Origin of the sequence: Kitasatospora sp. NPDC088134 (genome assembly GCF_044741705.1) — a bacterium.
Taxonomy (GTDB): Bacteria; Actinomycetota; Actinomycetes; order Streptomycetales; family Streptomycetaceae; genus Kitasatospora.
The window spans coordinates 261,789-279,462 of record NZ_JBIUTD010000004.1 but is presented as its reverse complement, the minus strand read 5'-3'; the positions used below and the strand labels follow the sequence as shown (position 1 = coordinate 279,462).

General features: G+C 72.7%; 15 protein-coding genes. 4 read left to right on the top strand and 11 right to left on the bottom strand.

Going from position 1 to position 17,674, the window contains the following annotated elements:
• Window positions 1-48 precede the first annotated feature (48 nt).
• Genes ACIOHG_RS09130 through ACIOHG_RS09115 form a run of 4 tightly spaced genes read right to left on the bottom strand, consistent with a single transcriptional unit; the run spans window position 49 to window position 6,871 of the window.
• The gene (locus ACIOHG_RS09130) at window positions 49-2,766 is read right to left on the bottom strand and encodes a poly(A) polymerase (protein ID WP_400947321.1); all 2,718 of its coding nucleotides are present in this window, start codon (window positions 2,764-2,766) and stop codon (window positions 49-51) included.
• Entirely contained in the window at window positions 2,766-4,457 is a 1,692-nt protein-coding gene (locus ACIOHG_RS09125) for an RNA ligase family protein (RefSeq protein ID WP_400947317.1), read from the bottom strand. The genes ACIOHG_RS09130 and ACIOHG_RS09125 overlap by 1 nt, the downstream gene beginning before the upstream one ends.
• Window positions 4,458-4,511: 54 nt before the next feature.
• Window positions 4,512-5,417 carry a menaquinone biosynthesis prenyltransferase MqnP gene (mqnP, locus tag ACIOHG_RS09120; protein ID WP_400947314.1) on the bottom strand — a complete coding sequence of 302 codons (906 nt, stop codon included), beginning with the start codon at window positions 5,415-5,417 and terminating at the stop codon, window positions 4,512-4,514.
• Window positions 5,414-6,871, bottom strand: a complete 1,458-nt coding sequence (locus ACIOHG_RS09115; RefSeq protein WP_400947311.1) for a menaquinone biosynthesis decarboxylase — start codon at window positions 6,869-6,871, stop codon at window positions 5,414-5,416. Before ACIOHG_RS09115 ends, mqnP begins: the two co-directional genes overlap by 4 nt.
• Window positions 6,872-6,946: 75 nt before the next feature.
• On the opposite strand from ACIOHG_RS09115, the gene ACIOHG_RS09110 reads away from it, so the two are divergent.
• The 3 genes from ACIOHG_RS09110 (at window position 6,947) to ACIOHG_RS09100 (ending at window position 9,559) form a co-directional block, all read left to right on the top strand.
• Window positions 6,947-7,357 (top strand): PLD nuclease N-terminal domain-containing protein, encoded by a 411-nt coding sequence (locus ACIOHG_RS09110; RefSeq protein WP_400947309.1) that lies wholly within the window; start codon window positions 6,947-6,949, stop codon window positions 7,355-7,357.
• A 351-nt stretch (window positions 7,358-7,708) separates the two neighbouring features.
• On the top strand, window positions 7,709-9,301 hold the full coding sequence (locus tag ACIOHG_RS09105; protein WP_400947307.1) for an acyl-CoA carboxylase subunit beta: 1,593 nt from the start codon (window positions 7,709-7,711) through the stop codon (window positions 9,299-9,301).
• A 57-nt stretch (window positions 9,302-9,358) separates the two neighbouring features.
• The gene (locus tag ACIOHG_RS09100; RefSeq protein WP_400947305.1) at window positions 9,359-9,559 is read left to right on the top strand and encodes an acyl-CoA carboxylase epsilon subunit; all 201 of its coding nucleotides are present in this window, start codon (window positions 9,359-9,361) and stop codon (window positions 9,557-9,559) included.
• Between the two features lie 219 nt (window positions 9,560-9,778).
• Here the strand turns inward: ACIOHG_RS09100 and ACIOHG_RS09095 are convergent, their stop codons facing one another.
• The 7 genes from ACIOHG_RS09095 to hemL form a co-directional block, all read right to left on the bottom strand.
• Window positions 9,779-10,183 carry a hypothetical protein gene (locus tag ACIOHG_RS09095; protein WP_400947303.1) on the bottom strand — a complete coding sequence of 135 codons (405 nt, stop codon included), beginning with the start codon at window positions 10,181-10,183 and terminating at the stop codon, window positions 9,779-9,781.
• Window positions 10,184-10,239: 56 nt separating this feature from the next.
• Complete coding sequence (gene ccsB, locus ACIOHG_RS09090) at window positions 10,240-11,361, bottom strand: c-type cytochrome biogenesis protein CcsB (RefSeq protein WP_400947301.1); 1,122 nt, start codon at window positions 11,359-11,361, stop codon at window positions 10,240-10,242.
• A 3-nt stretch (window positions 11,362-11,364) separates the two neighbouring features.
• On the bottom strand, window positions 11,365-13,134 hold the full coding sequence (locus ACIOHG_RS09085; protein WP_400947298.1) for a cytochrome c biogenesis protein ResB: 1,770 nt from the start codon (window positions 13,132-13,134) through the stop codon (window positions 11,365-11,367).
• A 2-nt stretch (window positions 13,135-13,136) separates the two neighbouring features.
• Window positions 13,137-13,850, bottom strand: a complete 714-nt coding sequence (locus ACIOHG_RS09080) for a cytochrome c biogenesis CcdA family protein (RefSeq protein ID WP_400947657.1) — start codon at window positions 13,848-13,850, stop codon at window positions 13,137-13,139.
• Window positions 13,851-13,909: 59 nt separating this feature from the next.
• The gene (locus ACIOHG_RS09075; RefSeq protein WP_400947296.1) at window positions 13,910-14,509 is read right to left on the bottom strand and encodes a TlpA family protein disulfide reductase; all 600 of its coding nucleotides are present in this window, start codon (window positions 14,507-14,509) and stop codon (window positions 13,910-13,912) included.
• Between the two features lie 175 nt (window positions 14,510-14,684).
• Window positions 14,685-15,335, bottom strand: coding sequence for a histidine phosphatase family protein (locus ACIOHG_RS09070; protein WP_400947654.1), 651 nt, complete (start codon window positions 15,333-15,335; stop codon window positions 14,685-14,687).
• Between the two features lie 71 nt (window positions 15,336-15,406).
• Window positions 15,407-16,747 carry a glutamate-1-semialdehyde 2,1-aminomutase gene (hemL, locus tag ACIOHG_RS09065; protein ID WP_400947294.1) on the bottom strand — a complete coding sequence of 447 codons (1,341 nt, stop codon included), beginning with the start codon at window positions 16,745-16,747 and terminating at the stop codon, window positions 15,407-15,409.
• A 368-nt stretch (window positions 16,748-17,115) separates the two neighbouring features.
• On the opposite strand from hemL, the gene ACIOHG_RS09060 reads away from it, so the two are divergent.
• The gene (locus ACIOHG_RS09060; protein WP_400947291.1) at window positions 17,116-17,604 is read left to right on the top strand and encodes a hypothetical protein; all 489 of its coding nucleotides are present in this window, start codon (window positions 17,116-17,118) and stop codon (window positions 17,602-17,604) included.
• Window positions 17,605-17,674 lie beyond the last annotated feature (70 nt).

The following is a 17,674-nucleotide window of genomic DNA, read 5'->3' as shown; positions in this document are numbered from 1 at the left end:
CTGCTTGTTCCCCCACCATCACCGAGGCAGGTGAGTACGTCAAGTACGTCACGTACGTATGGCGCGTCCAGGCAGGTCATGCACGTCCAGGTCTCCGCCCGGGAGGTATTCCGCGGTGGTGCCCGGGACGGTGCGGAGCCAGGGGCGGAGGGTGGCGGTGAGGGTGGTGCGGTCCGGGGGGTGGGGGCCGAGGCCGATGGCGAGGGTGGGGCCGGGGAGGGGGTGGGGCCAGGCATGGGAGGTGGGGGGCAGGGCGGGGAGGAGGGCGCGGAGGCGGCTGCGGGTGGGGCCGAGGTGGGTGGGGGTGAGGAGGAGCCAGGCGGCGTGGCGGCGGTGGAGCGGGGGGAGGGTGCGGAGTTCGGGGTGGGTGGGGCCCAGCTCCCAGGCGCGGTAGAGCTCTTCGGTGATCAGGTCGCGGGTGGCGGCGCCGACGTGGGCGGTGCAGCTGCGGACGGGGGCGGTGGGGGTGAGGACGGTGAGCGGGTCGGGGTGCGGGGTGGCGGGGTCGCCGAGCAGGGTGACGGGGTGGTGCCAGTCCCAGGCGGCCCAGGTGGCGGTGAAGTGGCGGAAGAGCGTCGCGGGATCGTCCTCGCCGGGGTGTTCGCGGACGGTCCGGGCGGCGAGCACCGTCCAAGCGAGGGACGGGAGTTGGCCGAAGGGGGCGGAGTGCAGGCCGCGGGCCCGGGTCCAGGCCTTGACCTGGCGGGCGAGGGCCGCGAAGGCGGGGCGGCGGTCGCCGACGGCGGCGAGGATCGCCTCGGCGTCGGTGACGGCGCTGCGGGCGAGGTCGGCACCGGGCGGGGCGAGCACCAGGTCGACGGAGAGGCCGGCCACGTCCGCGCGCAGGCCGGGGACGCGGGCGCCGTGCACCTCGCGGAGGTCGCGGGCCTCGGGGAGGGCGGCGGCCAGCCGGGCGAGCAGGTCGGCGGGGTCGGGGTCGGCGGGGAGGGCGGCGACCAGGTCGAGGTCGGCGCCGTCGAGGTGGCAGTCGAGGCGCCGGGAGCCGACCTGGTGGAGCTCCGTCCCGGCGGGCAGGACGGCGGCGATCCGGCGGGTCAACTCCGCGCCGTCGACGGCGGGTTCGGCACGTTCGGGGAGCGGGCCCTCGGGGAGTTCGCGGATCTCGCCGGTGCCGAGCGCGACCACCGCGCGCGGCCGCATCGGGCCGCCGCCGCGCCGGGAGAGCACGACGAGTTCGCCGACGGTGGCGGTGCTGGTGCCGAGGGCGGCCGCGGCGTTCGCGGCGTCGGCCGGGTCGTGGGCCCGGCCGAGGGTCAGGTGCGGGTGGTAGCCCTCGCCGTGGGTGGGGCTGTCGGGGAAGCGGCGGGCCAGGGCGTGCCGGAGCGCGGCCCAGGGCGCGGCGGTGCCGACCGCGGGGTCGAGCCAGAGGGTGGTGGTCAGCCGGTGGGTGAAGGTGTGGACGCCGGACAGCGTGGTGCCGAACGGGGCGATCTCGGCGGCGGCCTCGGCGAGCAGCGGGAGGGCCCGGTCGAAGTGGTGCTCGGCGACGAAGCCGAAGAGCAGGTTGACGTGCGGCGGCCAGCGGTCGTACTGCGGGTCGCAGTCGGCGCGCAACTTCTGGACAGCGGGCAGGAGTTCGGCGGGCGGGAGCCAGGCGACGGCGGTCCGGGCGGTCGACGGGACGTCCAGTCGGCCGGTGTCCGGGGCGGGGGCGAGGTCGAGCTCGACGGCGAGGCCGTAGTGGTCGGAGGGGTGCAGGCCGGTGGCGTCGGGGCGGTCGCCGAGCAGCCGGGCGGCGGTGGCGCGGGCCGGGCCGGGGCGGAGCAGGACGCGGTCGAGCCGGCCGGGGCGGCCGCTGAGCGAGGCGACGGCGGCGAGCGGGTTGGCGACGGGGTCGAAGGTCGGGGTGTCGTCGTGCGGGCCGTGCACCTCCGCCCAGGTGTCGCGCAGGGCGAGGGCGGCGGCGGGGGTGCGAGTGCCGTCGTTGAAGTCGCCGAGCACCAGCAGGTCGCCCTCGATCTCGGCGAACCCCCGGGCCAGATCGGCGAGTTCGGCGGCGCGCCGGTCGGCGCCGCGCGGCGAGTGGTCGCTGCTGAGGTGGACGGCGGCGACGGTGAGCGGGGTGCTGCCGGTGTGCACGGCGATCGCGGTGACGGCCTTGTGCGGTCCGAGTTCGTGCCGGCCCGCCTCCAGCACGGGCAGCCGGGAGAGCAGCAGCAGGCCGTGGCCGTCGATCTCGCGGCCGAACGGGTCGGCACCCAGGGTGTAGCCGTCCCGGACCCAGTCCTGCGCCAGCAGCTGCTTGACCAGGGCGGGTTCGACCTCCTGAAGGGCGATCAGGTCGGCCTCGGCGGCTTCGAGTTCGGCGAGCAGCAGCGGGCGGCGGCGGGCGGTGCGGATCAGCTCGGGGTCGTAGCGGTCCCACAGGGTGTTCCAGCTGACCACCCGCAACTGCCGGGTGAACTGGCCGGGTTGGAAGTCGGCGGGGCGCCAGCCCCGGTCGCGGTGCCAGGCGTGCGGGGTGCTCGGGGTGAAGTACGGGGCGGGCAGGCCGCGCGGGGCGGTGCGCCGTCCGGCGTCGGTGGTGTCGAGCAGGTCGGTGCCGGTGGTGCGGTCCCAGACCACCTGGCCGTCGGCCTCGACGTACCGGACCCGGTGCCAGGGCACGTCCCCGGCGGCGGTGAAGGTCTCCAGCGGGACGCGCTTGGTGCGGTCGTCGCGCTGCCGGACGCCGAGCACGAACCGGGCCGGGTCGAAGCGGTCGTCCCAGCGGATGCGCCGGCAGATCTGCTCGATGGGGCGCATCAGTCCTCCTCGTCCAGGGATCCGGCGGTGTCCTGCACGGTGCCGTCGGCGCCGAGGTAGCGGGTGCGGTGGGCCTGGCCGGGGTAGGGCGGGTTCCAGCGGTGCAGCTGGGCCGTCAGCACCTCGGCGGGGACGGGGTGCGGGCGGACGGCGTTGCGGCGGAGCAGTTCGGCCTCGTCGACGACGGCGACCACCTGGGTGAGCAGCGCACCCCGGCGTTCGGCGATGCCGTGCACGTGGCCGCGCTGGTGGCGGTTGAGCGAGGTGGCGTCCCAGACGGCGGTGCCGTCGCCGGCCAGGGCCGCCTCCAGGGTGGTGAGACCCTCTCGCAGGAGTTCCGGGTTGTCACGCTGTTCGGCGCGGGAGCCGCGGGCGGCCCGCAGGTCGTCCAGCGAGATCCGCGTCCCGGGCAGCGTCGCCGCGTACGTCGACTTGCCGCTGCCGGACGGCCCGCACAGGTGGACCAGCCGGGGGAAGCGGCCGTCCCGCCGGGCCCAGCTGGCGGCGACGGCCTCCTCGACGGTGGAGATCCGGCCGCGCGCGTACGCCTCCCGGGCCTGCGCCCAGCAGCGGTCCCGGACGTCCGGGTCGAGGTCGGCCAGGGCCTCGCGCAGCCCGGCGCGCAGCCGGGCCAGCGGGTCGGGGCCGAGCAGTCCGGCGTCCTCCGCGTGCAGTGCGGACCAGGCCACCTGCTCGTCGCCGGGCAGTGCGGCGGCCGCGACGGCGTGCAGCACCCCGAGGTCGGCGGCGGCGGCCAGGCCGGTCAGTCCGGCCCGCCGCTCCTCGTCGGGGAAGGGCTGCCCGAGCCGCGGGTACAGGCCGACCAGGTCGGCGACCCGGCGGGCCTGCCGGAGGCCGAGCGGCCCGGCCAGCCGGGGCATCAGCTCGGCGCGGCGGGCGGTGCGCAGCCCGTGCGCGAGCACGCCGGCGAGCCGGGCGTCGCCGGTGCGGCCGAGCGCGTCCAACCGGGCGGTGACGTCGTCGAGTTCGGGGAGCAGCGGGAGGCCGAGCGCCGCACCGAGCCCGGCGGCGTCCGGCTCGCCGCCCGAACGGACGTGCCAGAGCGCGGAGTTCGGGCCGAGGCCGTTCTCCACCACGGCAGCGTGCATCCAGTGCGTGTCGGTCCGGACGTGGTGCGGCCGGACCCACTTGGCGACCCGCCGCCCGAACTCGGCGCGGTCGAACCCGGCGACGGTGCGGACGACGTAGCCCTCCTGGCGCTCCGGGTCGAGCTTCAGCGCGCGGATCGCCCGCTCCTCGTACCGGCCGCGCCACAGCACCCTGGGCGTCGGGACGCCGAGGCGGCCCAGGAAGCGGACGGTGGCGTCCCAGTCGAGGCAGCGGTCCTCGGCCGTCCAGACCGAGAAGCCGTAGAACCAGCTGTCCAGGTCGGTGTAGGCCAGCGAGTGCCGGGCGAACAGGTTCTCGCCGCAGATCCGCCAGCCCGCCGGGACGCCCGCACCGATCCGGCCCTGGAGGCCCTTCACCCAGGCCCGGGACGGGTGGTGCCCGGAGTCCGGCGAGCGGGCGTGCAGCCCGTCCGGGTACAGCGTGGTGTTCTCGCCGTCGAGCTTCTCGGTGACCACCACCTCGGCCCCGGCCAGGCCGGACAGGTCGCCGCTGCGGAGGTCGTCGGCGGCCGCCCCCGGCGACCACGGAAGGTGCGGAGTCCGGGGGTAGGAGACGCGCATGCCCGCCACCCTAGGGACGGGCGGCGGGCACGGGCCAGCGGATTAGTGCGGCCGTCAGACCGTCAGGCCGCGGGCGATCAGGTCGATCAGGGCGAAGGCGAACAGCGAGATGCCGACGAAGCCGTTGGTCGAGAAGAACGCCCGGTTCAGCCGGGACAGGTCGTTGGGCTTGACGATGGTGTGCTCGTAGACGAACGCGCCCGCGACGACGGCGAGGCCGCACCAGAAGAAGCCGCCCGCGTCGGTGCGGACGGCGTACCAGGCGAGCAGCGCGGTGGTGATCGCGTGGCAGACCCGGGCGCCGTTGATCGCGGCCGGGATGCCGAACCGGGCGGGCACCGAGCGGACGCCCATGCCCCGGTCGGCGGCGACGTCCTGGCAGGCGTAGATCAGGTCGAAGCCGCCGATCCAGATGCCGACGGCGAGGCCGAGCACCACCGCGTCCCAGGACCAGCTGCCGGTGACGGCCAGCCAGGCGCCGATCGGGCCCATCGCCTGCGCGAGGCCCAGGATGGCCTGCGGGAAGTCGGTGAACCGCTTGCCGTACGGGTAGACCACCATCGGGACGACGGCGACCGGGGCGAGCAGCAGGCAGAGCGTGTTCAGCAGCGCCGCCGAGCCGAGGAAGACCACCAGGGCGATCGCCGAGCCGATGTACGCGGTGCGCAGCGAGACGGCGCCGGTGACGAGTTCGCGGCCGGCGGTGCGCGGGTTCCGGGCGTCGATCTCGCGGTCGATGATCCGGTTGGCGGCCATCGCGAAGGTCCGCAGGCCGACCATGCAGACGGTGACCAGCAGCAGTTGGCCCCAGTGCACGGACTTGTCGGCGAGGAACATCGCGGTGAGCGCGGCGATGTAGGCGAAGGGCAGCGCGAACACCGAGTGCTCGATCGCGACCAGGCGCAGGAAGGCCCGGGTCCGGCTCGGCGGGGCCTCGAACGCGTCGGCGGTGGCGCTCACAGTCCGTACTCCTTCCAGCGGCGGGTGACCCGGGCGGCGGTCTCGGGGTCGGAGGAGACCATCTCGGGCCAGCCGCCGTCGCGGGTGTAGCCCTCCTCGGGGAGCTTGCGGGTGGCGTCGATGCCGGCCTTGCCGCCCCAGAACTGCTGGTAGGAGGCGTGGTCCAGGTGGTCGACCGGGCCCTCGACGACCGACAGGTCCCGGCTGTAGTCCACGTTGCCCAGGGCGCGCCAGGCGACCTCCTGGTAGTCGTGGACGTCGCAGTCGGCGTCGACCACGACGATCAGCTTGGTGAGCGACATCATGTGCGCGCCCCAGATGGCGTGCATGACCTTCTGCGCGTGCTTCGGGTACTTCTTGTCGATCGAGACGATCACGCAGTTGTGGAAGCCGCCGGCCTCGGGCAGGTCGTAGTCGACGATGTCCGGGATGATCACCTTGAGCAGCGGCAGGAAGAAGCGCTCGGTGAACTTGCCGAGCGGGCCGTCCTCGGTCGGCGGCCGGCCGACCACGATGGACTGCAGGACCGGGCGGCGGCGCATCGTCACGCAGTCGATGGTCAGCGCCGGGAACGGCTCCTGCGGGGTGTAGAAGCCGGTGTGGTCGCCGAACGGCCCCTCGGGCAGCAGCTCGCCGGGCTCCAGCCAGCCCTCCAGCACCACCTCGGCGTCCGCCGGGACCTGTAGCGGCACCGTCTTGCAGTCGACCATCCTGGTCCGCTCGCCCGCGACGAAGCCGGCGAACAGGTACTCGTCGATGTCGCCGGGCAGCGGCGCGGTGGCGGCGTAGGTGACGGCGGGCGGGCAGCCGAAGGCGATCGCCACGGGCAGCTTCTCGCCGCGCCTGGCGGCCACCGCGGCGTGGTTGCGGCTGTCCTTGTGGATCTGCCAGTGCATGCCGATGGTGCGCTTGTCGTGCCGCTGGAGGCGGTACAGGCCGAGGTTGCGGACGCCGGTGTCCGGGTCCTTGGTGTGGGTGAGGCCCAGGTTGAAGAAGGAGCCGCCGTCCAGCGGCCAGGTGAACAGCGCGGGCAGCTGCTCCAGGTCGACGTCCTCGCCGGTGAGCACCACCTCGTGCACGGGCGCATCGGCGGACTTCACGTTCCGCGGCGGCACGTGCGCCATCGAGGCCAGCTTGCCGAACGCCTCGCGGAACCCGGTGAAGCCCTGCGGCAGTTCGGGCTTGAGCAGGCCGCCGATCTTCTCGGCGATGTCGTCCGGCGACTTCAGGCCGAGCGCCTTGGAGAGCCGCCGCTCGGTGCCGAAGACGTTCATCGCCAGCGGCATCGCCGAGCCCTTGACGTTCTCGAACAGCAGCGCCGGGCCCTTGGCCTTCTGCACCCGGTCGACGATCTCGCCGACCTCCAGGTAGGGGTCGACCTCGACCTTGATCCGCTTCAGGTCGCCTTCCCGCTCCAGGGCCCGCAGGAAGGAACGGAGATCGTCGTATGCCATACCTGCCAGTATCGGGTACGGGCTACCCTGGGCCCGCCAAGGGTCCCGTTCGAACTTTCACCGGAGTTCCGCGCTGTGCTGAGAATCGTGCCCGTGGTGGCGCTGCTGGCCCTGTGGGTCTGGGCCTTCATCGACTGCCTGACCACTCCCGAGGACGAGGTCCGCCACCTGCCGAAGGTGGTGTGGGTGATCGTCGTGCTGTTCTTCCCGCTGCTCGGCTCGATCGCCTGGCTGGTCGCGGGCAAGGACCGGACGCGGCGCCGCCGGGTGCCGTGGCCGTCCGGCCCGACCGCCGGGTACCCGGAGTACGAGCGGCCCCGACCGCTCGCGCCGGACGACGACCCGGAGTTCCTGGCCTCGCTGAAGCGCGGCAACGAGCAGCACGAGGACATGCTCAAGCAGTGGGAGGCCGACCTGCGCCGCCGCGAGGAGGAGCTGCGCCGCGGCGAGGGCCGCGACCCGAAGGACGACGGCGCCGGGAGCTGATCACGCCTTTTGGCGCATCCCTACCATCCGGGCCCGCCCGGGCCCCGCTCCGCCTGTCCACCGCCCCTCGTGCGCCCCTCCCCGCCCGGCGCGGCCGGACGGCCCGCGCCCGGCCGCGATCACGCCGCTGACCTGCCGATTCGACCCCTCCCCTGCCCCTCGCCCGGGCCCCCCGGACGGCCCTGCCCGGAGCAACCCGGAAGTAGGGCCGCGCGCCCCCTTATGTGGGGCCTGTACAGCGATCGGCGTCCGACCTTGTACGGAATCGACGCCGAAACGCGGGCGTCCCGGCTCGTACTGTCGTAGCAGCAGAGGTGTTCGCTGCCCCACGCGAGCTTGGAGTGGTTCGAAATGACGGTCCTGCACGATGCGCCGGTCGGCGGCGAGGCTCCGGCGGACGCCCGTAGTCGGGTCGCCGAGCTGCACGAACTGCGCGAGCAGGTCCGCCGCGGTCCGAGCGAGAAGGCCACCGAGGCCCAGCACGCCAAGGGCAAGCTGACCGCGCGCGAGCGGATCGACCTGCTGCTGGACGAGGGCTCGTTCCACGAGGTGGAGCCGCTGCGCCGGCACCGGGCGCAGGGCTTCGGCCTGGAGGCGAAGAAGCCGCACACCGACGGCGTGATCGTCGGCTGGGGCACCGTGCACGGCCGCACCGTGTTCACCTACGCGCACGACTTCCGGATCTTCGGCGGCGCGCTGGGCGAGGCCCACGCGCAGAAGATCCACAAGATCATGGACATGGCCATCGCGGCCGGCGCGCCGCTGGTCTCGCTGAACGACGGCGCCGGGGCCCGGATCCAGGAGGGCGTCACCGCGCTGGCCGGCTACGGCGGCATCTTCCAGCGCAACACCCGCGCCTCCGGCGTGATCCCGCAGATCTCCGTGATGCTCGGTCCGTGCGCCGGCGGCGCCGCGTACTCCCCCGCGCTGACGGACTTCGTGTTCATGGTCCGCGAGACCTCGCAGATGTTCATCACCGGCCCGGACGTGGTCCAGGCCGTCACCGGCGAGAAGATCACCCAGAACGGCCTCGGCGGCGCCGACGTCCACTCCTCGGTGTCGGGCGTCTCGCACTTCGTCTACGACGACGAGCAGTCCTGCATCGAAGAGGTGCGCTACCTGCTCTCCCTGCTGCCGCAGAACAACCGCGAGATGCCGCCGACCGTCCCGAACGACGACCCGGTGGACCGCCGCAACGAGTCGCTGCTCGACCTGGTCCCCGCCGACGGCAACCGCCCGTACGACATGCGCAAGGTGATCGAGGAGATCGTCGACCACGGCGAGTACCTGGAGGTCCACGAGCGCTGGGCCACCAACGTGCTGTGCGCGCTGGCCCGGATCGACGGCCACGTGGTCGGCATCATCGCCAACCAGCCGCAGTCGCTGGCCGGCGTCCTGGACATCAACGCCAGCGAGAAGTCGGCGCGCTTCGTGCAGATGTGCGACGCCTTCAACATCCCGCTGGTCACCATGCTCGACGTCCCCGGCTTCCTGCCCGGCGTCGACCAGGAGCACGACGGCATCATCCGGCACGGCGCCAAGCTGCTCTACGCCTACTGCAACGCCACCGTCCCGCGCATCCAGCTGATCCTGCGCAAGGCCTACGGCGGCGCCTACATCGTGATGGACTCCCGCTCGATCGGCGCCGACCTCTCCTTCGCCTGGCCCACCAACGAGATCGCCGTGATGGGCGCCGAGGGCGCCGCCAACGTCATCTTCCGCCGCGACATCAACGGCGCCGAGGACCCCGAGGCGATGCGCGCGCAGAAGATCAAGGAGTACAAGAGCGAACTGATGCACCCGTACTACGCGGCCGAACGCGGCCTCGTCGACGACGTCATCGACCCCAGCGAAACCCGAGCCGTTCTCGCTTCCTCCCTGGCGATGCTCCGCACCAAGCACGCCGACCTGCCGAGCCGCAAGCACGGCAACCCGCCGATGTAACGGCCCGTCAAGCACGCCGAAACCATTCAGACTTCAGCCTGGGGGAGAACAGGAACCATGAGCGAACCTCTCGTCCGCATCGTCCGCGGCACTCTGAACGCCGAAGAACTCGCCGCCCTCACCGCCGTCCTGGCGGCCCGCGCCGCGGCCACCGCCCACGCGGCGGCCGCCCCGGCCGTCGAGCCCATCGCCACCTGGTCGCGCGTCGAGCGCCGACCGGCCTACTTCTCGCCGGTCAGCTGGCAGCAGGCGGCCTGATCCGGAAGGGCTTGCTTTCAGGGGCCCGCTGGGAGCGAAGCTCCAGGGGCCCGGGGAACGGCGGTGCCGAGGGGCGGTGCGCCGGAACCCGGCGGGGCGCCACGGGGCGTCGGCCGAGGACCTCGGGCCCGAAACGGAGTAGCCCCCCGCAGCTCGTCGGACACCAGCCCCTCGGCCCCGCCCGTTCCCCGGGCCCCTGATTGCTCCCGACCGTGTGCCTTACGCCGCCGCGAGGGCCGGGTGGCGCCCCGCGTGCATGGTGGTGAGGTTGGCGGCCAGGCGTTGCGGGTCCTGGGCCAGCCAGAGGCGGACCGCGGCTCCGAGCATGATGCAGGAGGAGCCGAGCCGGACGCCGGTGGACTGGGCGATCCGCGCGGTGGCGATGGTGAGCAGGTCGGCGAGCTCGGTGGGGAGCCAGACCGTGAGCGCGCACGGCGCCGGGGTGGTGAGGGCGGCGAGCAGCCGGTGCGCGTCCGCCGGGCAGTGCAGGGTGGGCAGGACGTCCAGGAGCCCGTCGGCGACGACTTCGGAGACGTCGCTGTGGTGGCCCTGGGCGAGCCGTCGCAGCAGCGTGCGTTCCGCTGCGGTGATTCGGACGGTCATGATGACCTCGTCGCACTCCATGGTGCGGCCCTCCTCGCGGCTTTGTGGTGCGTGGGTGAGGTGGTGGTGCGGAGGCGTCAGACGCCGGCGTAGGAGTGCTTGCCGGTGACGAAGATGTTGACGCCGTAGTAGTTGAAGAGCCAGCAGGCGAAGGCGAGCAGCGCCAGGTAGGCGGCCTTGCGGCCGCGCCAGCCGGCGGTGGCCCGGGCGTGCAGGTAGGCGGCGTAGGCGACCCAGGTGATGAAGGACCAGGTCTCCTTCGGGTCCCACTCCCAGTACTTGCCCCAGGCGGCCTCGGCCCAGATCGCGCCCGCGATGATGGTGAACGTCCAGAGCGGGAAGACCAGCGCGTTGATCCGGTAGGAGAGCTTGTCCAGGGTGCCGGAGGCGGGCAGCCGGTCCATGAAGTTCGCGGCGCGGACGGTCAGTCCGGCCGCGACCCGGTGCTCGTAGCGGTCCTTGAGCAGGTAGGTGCCGGTGGCGATGAAGGCCGCGAAGAAGGCGCCGCCGCAGATGATCGCGGTGGAGACGTGGATGCCCAGCCAGTACGAGTGCAGGGCCGGGACGAGCTGCTCGGAGTCGGTGTAGAGGACGGTCACCGCGATGCCGAGGAACAGCAGAGCGGCGATCACCACGGGCAGGCCGAGCCAGCGGACGTTCTTCTTGGCGGCCAGCATGGCGACGTAGGTGGCGACCATCATCAGCGCGAAGGCGCACGAGAACTCGTACATGTTGCCCCACGGCCAGCGCATCACCGACAGGCCGCGGGTGACCACGCCGCCGACGTGCAGCAGCAGGCCCAGGACGGTGAGCGAGACCGCGATCCGGCCGGCCAGGTCGGCCTTCTCGCTGGTGCCGGCCGGGCCGGGGCCGTCGGCCGGGGTGCCGTCGCCGCGGCCGCTGGTGACGGTGGTGGCGCCGGCGTCGGCGAGCGCGGTGCGGGTCAGAGTGGTGGTGCCGCCGCCCTGGGCGGCGACGGTGACGGTGACCTTGCGGACGCCCTTCGCCGCGGCCGCGGACTCGGCGACCGTCTCGGCCAGGGTGCTCTGCTGCGCGGAGCGGACCGCGACGCCGCCCTTGGCGCCGAACGTCCACTCGATCATCTGGGCGAACATGGCCAGGGTGTAGACGGCCATCGCCGAGTAGATCAGGTTGTTGGAGGTCTGGGCCAACTGGGTGTTGACCTGTGCGAGCAGCACCGTCTACTCCTTGGTTTCCGGGGCGGTGGGGACGGCTGCGGCCGGGGGTTCGGCGGCGGCCGGTGCGGCGTCTTCGGGGCGGTCGGGGTCTGGTGCTTCCTCGGCCGGTTCGTCGGCCGCCGGGGCGTCGTCCTGGAGCTCGACGGCAAGTTCGGCGAGTTCCTCGGCGGTGCGGGCGGACTCGCTGCGGCCCAGCCCGGCCACCTCGACCAGGGTGCGGCCGTCGGGGGCGGTCACCGCCCGGACCCAGATCCGGCGGCGCTGGACGAACAGCGAGCCGATCAGGCCGAGGATCGCGGCGACCGCGCCGACCAGCGCGACCGCGTTGCCGGGGCGGTGCGAGACGGTGAAGTTGGCCCACTGCTGGTAGCCGTCGAAGGTGACGCTGCCGTAGCCGTCGGGCAGCGTCCAGCCCTCGCCGACCTTGAGCGGGACGGAGGCGGGCGCGCCGTTGACCTTCAGCTGGGTCATCGCCTTGTCGTCGAGCTCGTACACGTTCTGCGGCAGGCCGCTGTCGGTGCGCAGGTCGCCGACGTAGGCGGTGATCAGCAGCATCGGGTTGGCCGCGGCGGGGAAGACCGAGACCGGGCGGCCGGTCTGCTTGAAGTCGGGCGCGGCGGTGGGCAGGAACATGCCGCTGAGGGCCAGTTGGGTCCGCTTGCCGTCGGGGCCGGTGCCGTAGTCGTTGACCTTGATCACGCCGGGCGAGGTGACGTTGGAGTCGCGCGGGAGGAACACCGTCGGGCCGCGGTAGACGACCTCGTTCGCGGCGTTCCGGACGGTGACCACCGGGGCGAAGCCATGCGCGGTCAGGAAGACCTTGGAGTCGCCCACCTCCAGCGGGTGGTTGACCTCGATCCGGGCGTTCTTCTGCTTGGACGCGTCGGCGCCCTCCCAGTAGCGGACGTTGGCGACGAACTCCTTGGCGGTGCCGGCCGCCGGGCCCTTGGTCTGGAAGTCGGCGGTGAAGCCGTCCAGCTTGAAGCCGAAGGCGTCCAGGTCGTCGACGCCGTAGAACCGGGAGCCGGTGAAGTCGTCCAGCTGGGTGGTGGTGTTGGAGTAGCCCTGGCCCTCCAGCACGATCTTGGTGCCGGATCCGCTGGCCAGGCTGGCCCAGGCGAACCCGGCCAGCAGGGCGAACAGCGCGAAGTGGAAGAGCAGGTTGCCGACCTCGCGCAGGTAGCCCTTCTCGGCGGCGACCGAGCCGGTGCCGAGGTGGGTGCGGAAGCCGCGCTTCTTCAGCAGCCGGTGCGCGGCGGCGTTCACCGCGTCGGGGGCGGCGTCGGTGTGCCAGGCCGCGTAGACCGGCATCCGGGTCAGGTTGCGCGGCGCGGCCGGCGGCGCGGCCCGCAGCACGCCGACGAACTGCCAGGTGCGCGGCAGGATGCAGCCGGCCAGCGAGAGGAACAGCAGGATGTAGATCGCGGAGAACCACACCGAGCTGTAGACGTCGAAGAGTTGGAGCTTCTCGAAGAGCGGGGCGACGCCCTTGTGGGCGTTCTTCCACTCGGCGACCTTGAAGGCGTTGGTGTTCTGCGGCACCAGTGAGCCGGGGATCGCGGCCAGCGAGAGCAGGAACAGCAGCAGCAGGGCGACCCGCATCGAGGTCAGCTGGCGCCAGAACCAGCGCAGCCAGCCGAACACGCCTATGCCGACCGGGGCGGTGTCGTTCTCCTCCGGCGCGGTGCTGAGCCGTTCGACGTCGGGTTCGGCCGCGGCGTCGGGTTCGTCCGCGGCGTCGGCCGGCGGCGGACTGGTCTTCGTGTCGCTCACGGTCAGATTCCGATCGAGAAGTTCTGGGTGAGGTACTGGAGCTGGTTGACCAGCGCGTCCCACACCCCCGTCACCAGGGCCAGGCCGACCGCGACGAGCATGCCGCCGCCGATCCGCATCACCCACTGGTAGTGGCGCTTGACCCAGCCGAAGGCGCCGAGCGCCCGGCGGAACGCCAGCGCGGCCAGGACGAACGGTACGCCGAGGCCGAGGCAGTAGGCCGTCATCAGCAGTGCGCCGCGCCCGGCGCTGGCCTGATTGAACGCCAGCGACTGGATCGCGGCCAGGGTCGGGCCGATGCACGGCGTCCAGCCGATGCCGAACACCAGGCCGAGCAGCGGGGCCCCGGCCAGGCCGATCGCCGGGCGACGGTGGCTGCGCAGCTCGCGCATCGTGAAGCCGGGCAGCAGGCCCATGAAGGCCAGGCCCATCAGCACGGTGAGCGCGCCCATCACGATCGACAGCACCCGGCGGTGCTGCTGCAGGGTCTCGCCGAAGGAGCCGAACAGCGCGCCGCCGGAGATGAACACCGCCGCGAAGCCGGCCACGAACAGCACCGCGCCGGCCAGCATCCGGCCGCGCCGGGCGCCCTTGGCGTCGGAGAGGTCGGCGGCGGAGAAGCCGGTGACGTAGCTGAGGTAGCCGGGCACCAGCGGGAGCACGCAGGGCGAGAAGAACGAGACCAGGCCGGCGGCGACCGCGATCGGCAGCGCCATCAGCAGGGCGCCGCTGCCGACGGTCTCGTTGTAGCCGACGCCGGCCGCGAGCGGAGTGCTCACTTCGACTCCGCCAGGACCGGCTCGATCATCCTGTCGAGGTCCTCGGTGGACAGCGCGCGCATCGCCCGGGCTGCCAGCTTGCCGTCCCGGTCGATCACGATGGTGGTCGGGATGGACTGCGGGTTCAGGCTCCCCTTGGGGAACTTGAGGATCTGGTTGCCGTCCGGGTCGTAGATGCTCGGGTAGGTCACCCCGAAGTTCTTCTCGAACGCGACGGCGTTGGCCGGGTCGGTGTCCCGGGTGTTGATGCCGAGGAACTGGGCCTTGTCGCCGTACTTCTCGGCCGCCGCCTGGAGTCCCTTGGCCTCGGCCCGGCAGGGGCTGCACCAGGAGCCCCAGATGTTCAGGACGACCACCTTGCCGCGGTAGTCGGCGAGCTTCAGCGCGCCGCTGCCGTCCAGCGAGGTGCCGGTGATGTCCGGGGCGTCGGTGCGCCGGCCGGCCGGGGCGGTGTCGATGCCGCCCTTGCCGGTGACGAAGCCCACACCGCCCTCACTGCTCGCGGTCCCGGAGCTGCTGCACCCGGCGAGGACCAGTGCGGTGGCCGCGCCGAGGGCGGCGGTGAGGCGGATGCGGCGGCTGGACGTCCGTGACATGTGAAAAGTTTCGCATGGCTCCGCGGCCCGTTTGAGGGGGGTCCGGCGCTGTCGACCGGACCCCCCTTGACCTGCGCTTTCTCCGCTTATGATCGTCTTAATTCGGGCATTTCACCGCCCCCGGACCTTACCTTCCGGGGGCCCGGTGTGAGCTACGCCCCGAAGCCGTTCCGGGCTACGCGCCGAAGCTCTTCCCGACCGGCTTGTCGCCCTTCTTCCCCTTGCCGACCAGGTGGGCCGGCAGCAGGTCGCGGGCCGGCTCGCGGTAGCCGATCGAGACGATCCGGTCGCCCTCGAAGGTGAAGCTGGTCAGCGAGGCCAGCGAGCACTGCCGGCGGCGCGGGTCGTGCCAGAGCCGCTGCCGCTCGGCGAAGGAGCGCAGGATCCAGATCGGCAGCTGGTGGCTGACGCAGACCGCCTCGTGCCCGCGCGCGGCGTCCCGGGCCCCGGCGATCGCGCCCATCATCCGCACCACCTGGTCGATGTACGGCTCGCCCCAGGACGGCTTGAACGGGTTGGTCAGGTACTTCCAGTACGAGGGATTGCGCAGCGAGCCGTCGCCGACGCCGAAGGTCTTGCCTTCGAAGATGTTCTCCGCCTCGATCAGCCGCGGGTCGGCCGCCACGTCCAGGCCGTGCGCCTTGGCGATCGGCTCGGCGGTCTCCTGGGCCCGCTCCAGCGGGGAGGCCACCACGTACGTGATGTCGCGGTCCTTCAGGTGCTCGGCCACCCGCTCGGCCATCTGCCGTCCCAGGTCGGACAGGTGGTAGCCCGGCAGGCGGCCGTACAGCACGCCCTCCGGGTTGTGCACCTCGCCGTGCCGCATCACGTGGACGACGGTGACGTCCTTGGTGCTGTCCTTGGTGCTGTCCTGCTGGCTGTCCTTGTTGCTGTCGGTCACTTGGACTCCTCGGTGGCCTCGGCGGCGGCGCGGGCGGCGGCGGGCAGGGCGGCGGCGATCCGCTCGATCGCGCGCTCGTCGTGCGCGGCGGAGACGAACCAGGACTCGAAGGCCGACGGCGGCAGGTAGACGCCCTGGCTCAGCATCGAGTGGAAGAACGGGTTGAAGCGGAACGCCTGCTGGGTGCGCGCCTCGTCGTAGTTCGTCACCCGCCGGTCGGTGAAGAAGACCGAGAACATGTTGCCCGCGGTCTGCAGCCGGTGCGCCACGCCCTCCTTGGCGAGCGCGGCGGTGACCAGGCCGGAGACCTCGGCGGCGACCTGGTCGACCGTCGCGTACACCTCGTCGGTGCAGTTCCGCAGCTGGGCCAGGCCGGCGGCGGTGGCGATCGGGTTCCCGGAGAGGGTGCCGGCCTGGTAGACCGGGCCGGCCGGGGCGAGGTGCGCCATCACGTCGGCACGGCCGCCGAAGGCCGCGGCCGGGAAGCCGCCGCCCATCACCTTGCCGAAGGTCAGCAGGTCGGGCGCCCAGCCCTCGTGCGCGGCCTCCAGGCCGTACCAGCCGGCCTTGGAGACCCGGAAGCCGGTCATCACCTCGTCCGAGATGAACAACGCGCCGTCGGCGCGGCAGAGTTCGGCCAGGCCGCGGTTGAAGCCGGGCAGCGGCGGGACGACGCCCATGTTGCCGGGCGAGGCCTCGGTGATCACGCAGGCGATCTGGCCGGGGTGGGCGGCGAAGGCTTCTCGCACCGCACTCAGGTCGTTGTACGGCAGCACGATGGTGTCGCCGGCCTGGGCGCCGGTGACGCCGGGGGTGTCCGGCAGGCCGAAGGTGGCGACGCCGGAACCGGCGGCGGCCAGCAGCGCGTCGACGTGACCGTGGTAACAACCGGCGAACTTGACCACCTTCGCGCGGCCGGTGAAGCCGCGGGCCAGCCGGATCGCCGACATGGTGGCCTCGGTGCCGCTGGAGACCAGGCGGACCTGCTCGACCGGGGCGATCCGGGCGACGATCTCCTCCGCCAGCTCGACCTCGCCCTGGCCGGGGGTGCCGAAGGAGGTGCCGTTGGCGACCGCCCGCTGCACCGCGTCGATCACCGCCGGGTGGGCGTGGCCGAGCAGCATCGGGCCCCAGGAGCACACCAGGTCGACGTACTCGCGGCCGTCCGCGTCGGTCAGGTACGGCCCGGTGCCGGACACCATGAAGCGGGGCGTGCCGCCGACCGCGCGGAAGGCCCGGACCGGCGAGTTGACGCCGCCGGGGGTGACCTCCAGCGCGCGCTCGAAGAGCGACTGGGAGTGGGGTGCTTCGTACGGGTAGCTCATCTGCTCGCTCATCCGTTGGGTCCGCGGGGTGGCCTGGAGCCTCTCTTACCCGCACATGGTCTCAAATCGTGTCCTGGCGTTCTGCATGTCCGGCCCGATCATCTGGAACGATGATCCGTGTGCTGTTCCCCTCACTGGCTGTGGCAAAGGTAAGGTCGAGTAGGCGCACGCTCGTGTAGCACGCCGGCAGGCGGGGTAAGGGGCATGTTCGGAGGGACACCGAGCATGCGGGGGTCTGTCGATTCCGGCGAGTTCCGGTGAGGATGGTCCGAGTGTCCGAGTGGCAGGACGGTTTCGACGAGGCTGCGGAGCGTACTCGCAGGCCGCGCGCGACCGGCGGGGGTACGGGAGCGGGCCGGCAGAGGAGGGGCGAGGGCAGAGTGGGGGTCACCTACAAGTACTTCGGCGCACCCGACCGAGCCACCGCCGCCAGAGTCCCCACCGCCCTCGGCCCCGGCGGCCTCGGTCTCGACGCCGGCGAGCTCGGCGCCCTCGGCCGGCTCGGCGACCTGATGGAGACCAGCGGCTCCGGCAACGGGCACCTCTCCACCAAGATCAAGCCGGAGACCATGAGCGCGATGGTCCTCACCGGCATCAAGGGCGTCCCGCTCCACCAGGTCCCCCCGCTCGAACTGGTCGTCCTGCACCCCGACTACGCGGTCGTCCAACTCCCCCACACGGTGGTCGAGCCCCTCCGCAAGGCCGACGAGACCGAGCTCGGCGCCGCCGCCTTCATCTGGTCCACCGTCCCCGACCGCCGCGGCCCCCGGGACGCCTTCGTCATCTACCAGATGCTCCACGAGTGGCAGGACTTCGCCAACCGCCTCCACGAGGCCGGCCACCAGCTCTACTGCCTCGTCTGGCCCTGACCGACCCGGCCCTCCACCCTTTGGGACAAGCACGGACGCGGGTCAGTGCTTCGCGCCGACCTCGGCCCAG

Excerpts from the sequence above, each read along its gene's own strand:
- ACIOHG_RS09115 (WP_400947311.1), bottom strand. The coding sequence starts at position 6,871 with ATGGCATACGACGATCTCCGTTCCTTCCTGCGGGCCCTGGAGCGGGAA.
- ACIOHG_RS09095 (WP_400947303.1), bottom strand. The coding sequence starts at position 10,183 with ATGGAGTGCGACGAGGTCATCATGACCGTCCGAATCACCGCAGCGGAA.
- ACIOHG_RS09070 (WP_400947654.1), bottom strand. The coding sequence starts at position 15,335 with ATGCGGCACGGCGAGGTGCACAACCCGGAGGGCGTGCTGTACGGCCGC.
- ACIOHG_RS09125 (WP_400947317.1), bottom strand. The coding sequence starts at position 4,457 with ATGCGCGTCTCCTACCCCCGGACTCCGCACCTTCCGTGGTCGCCGGGG.
- ACIOHG_RS09080 (WP_400947657.1), bottom strand. The coding sequence starts at position 13,850 with ATGGCGCTGCCGATCGCGGTCGCCGCCGGCCTGGTCTCGTTCTTCTCG.
- ACIOHG_RS09075 (WP_400947296.1), bottom strand. The coding sequence starts at position 14,509 with ATGTCACGGACGTCCAGCCGCCGCATCCGCCTCACCGCCGCCCTCGGC.
- ACIOHG_RS09100 (WP_400947305.1), top strand. The coding sequence starts at position 9,359 with ATGAGCGAACCTCTCGTCCGCATCGTCCGCGGCACTCTGAACGCCGAA.
- ACIOHG_RS09105 (WP_400947307.1), top strand. The coding sequence starts at position 7,709 with ATGACGGTCCTGCACGATGCGCCGGTCGGCGGCGAGGCTCCGGCGGAC.
- hemL (WP_400947294.1), bottom strand. The coding sequence starts at position 16,747 with ATGAGCGAGCAGATGAGCTACCCGTACGAAGCACCCCACTCCCAGTCG.
- ACIOHG_RS09130 (WP_400947321.1), bottom strand. The coding sequence starts at position 2,766 with ATGCGCCCCATCGAGCAGATCTGCCGGCGCATCCGCTGGGACGACCGC.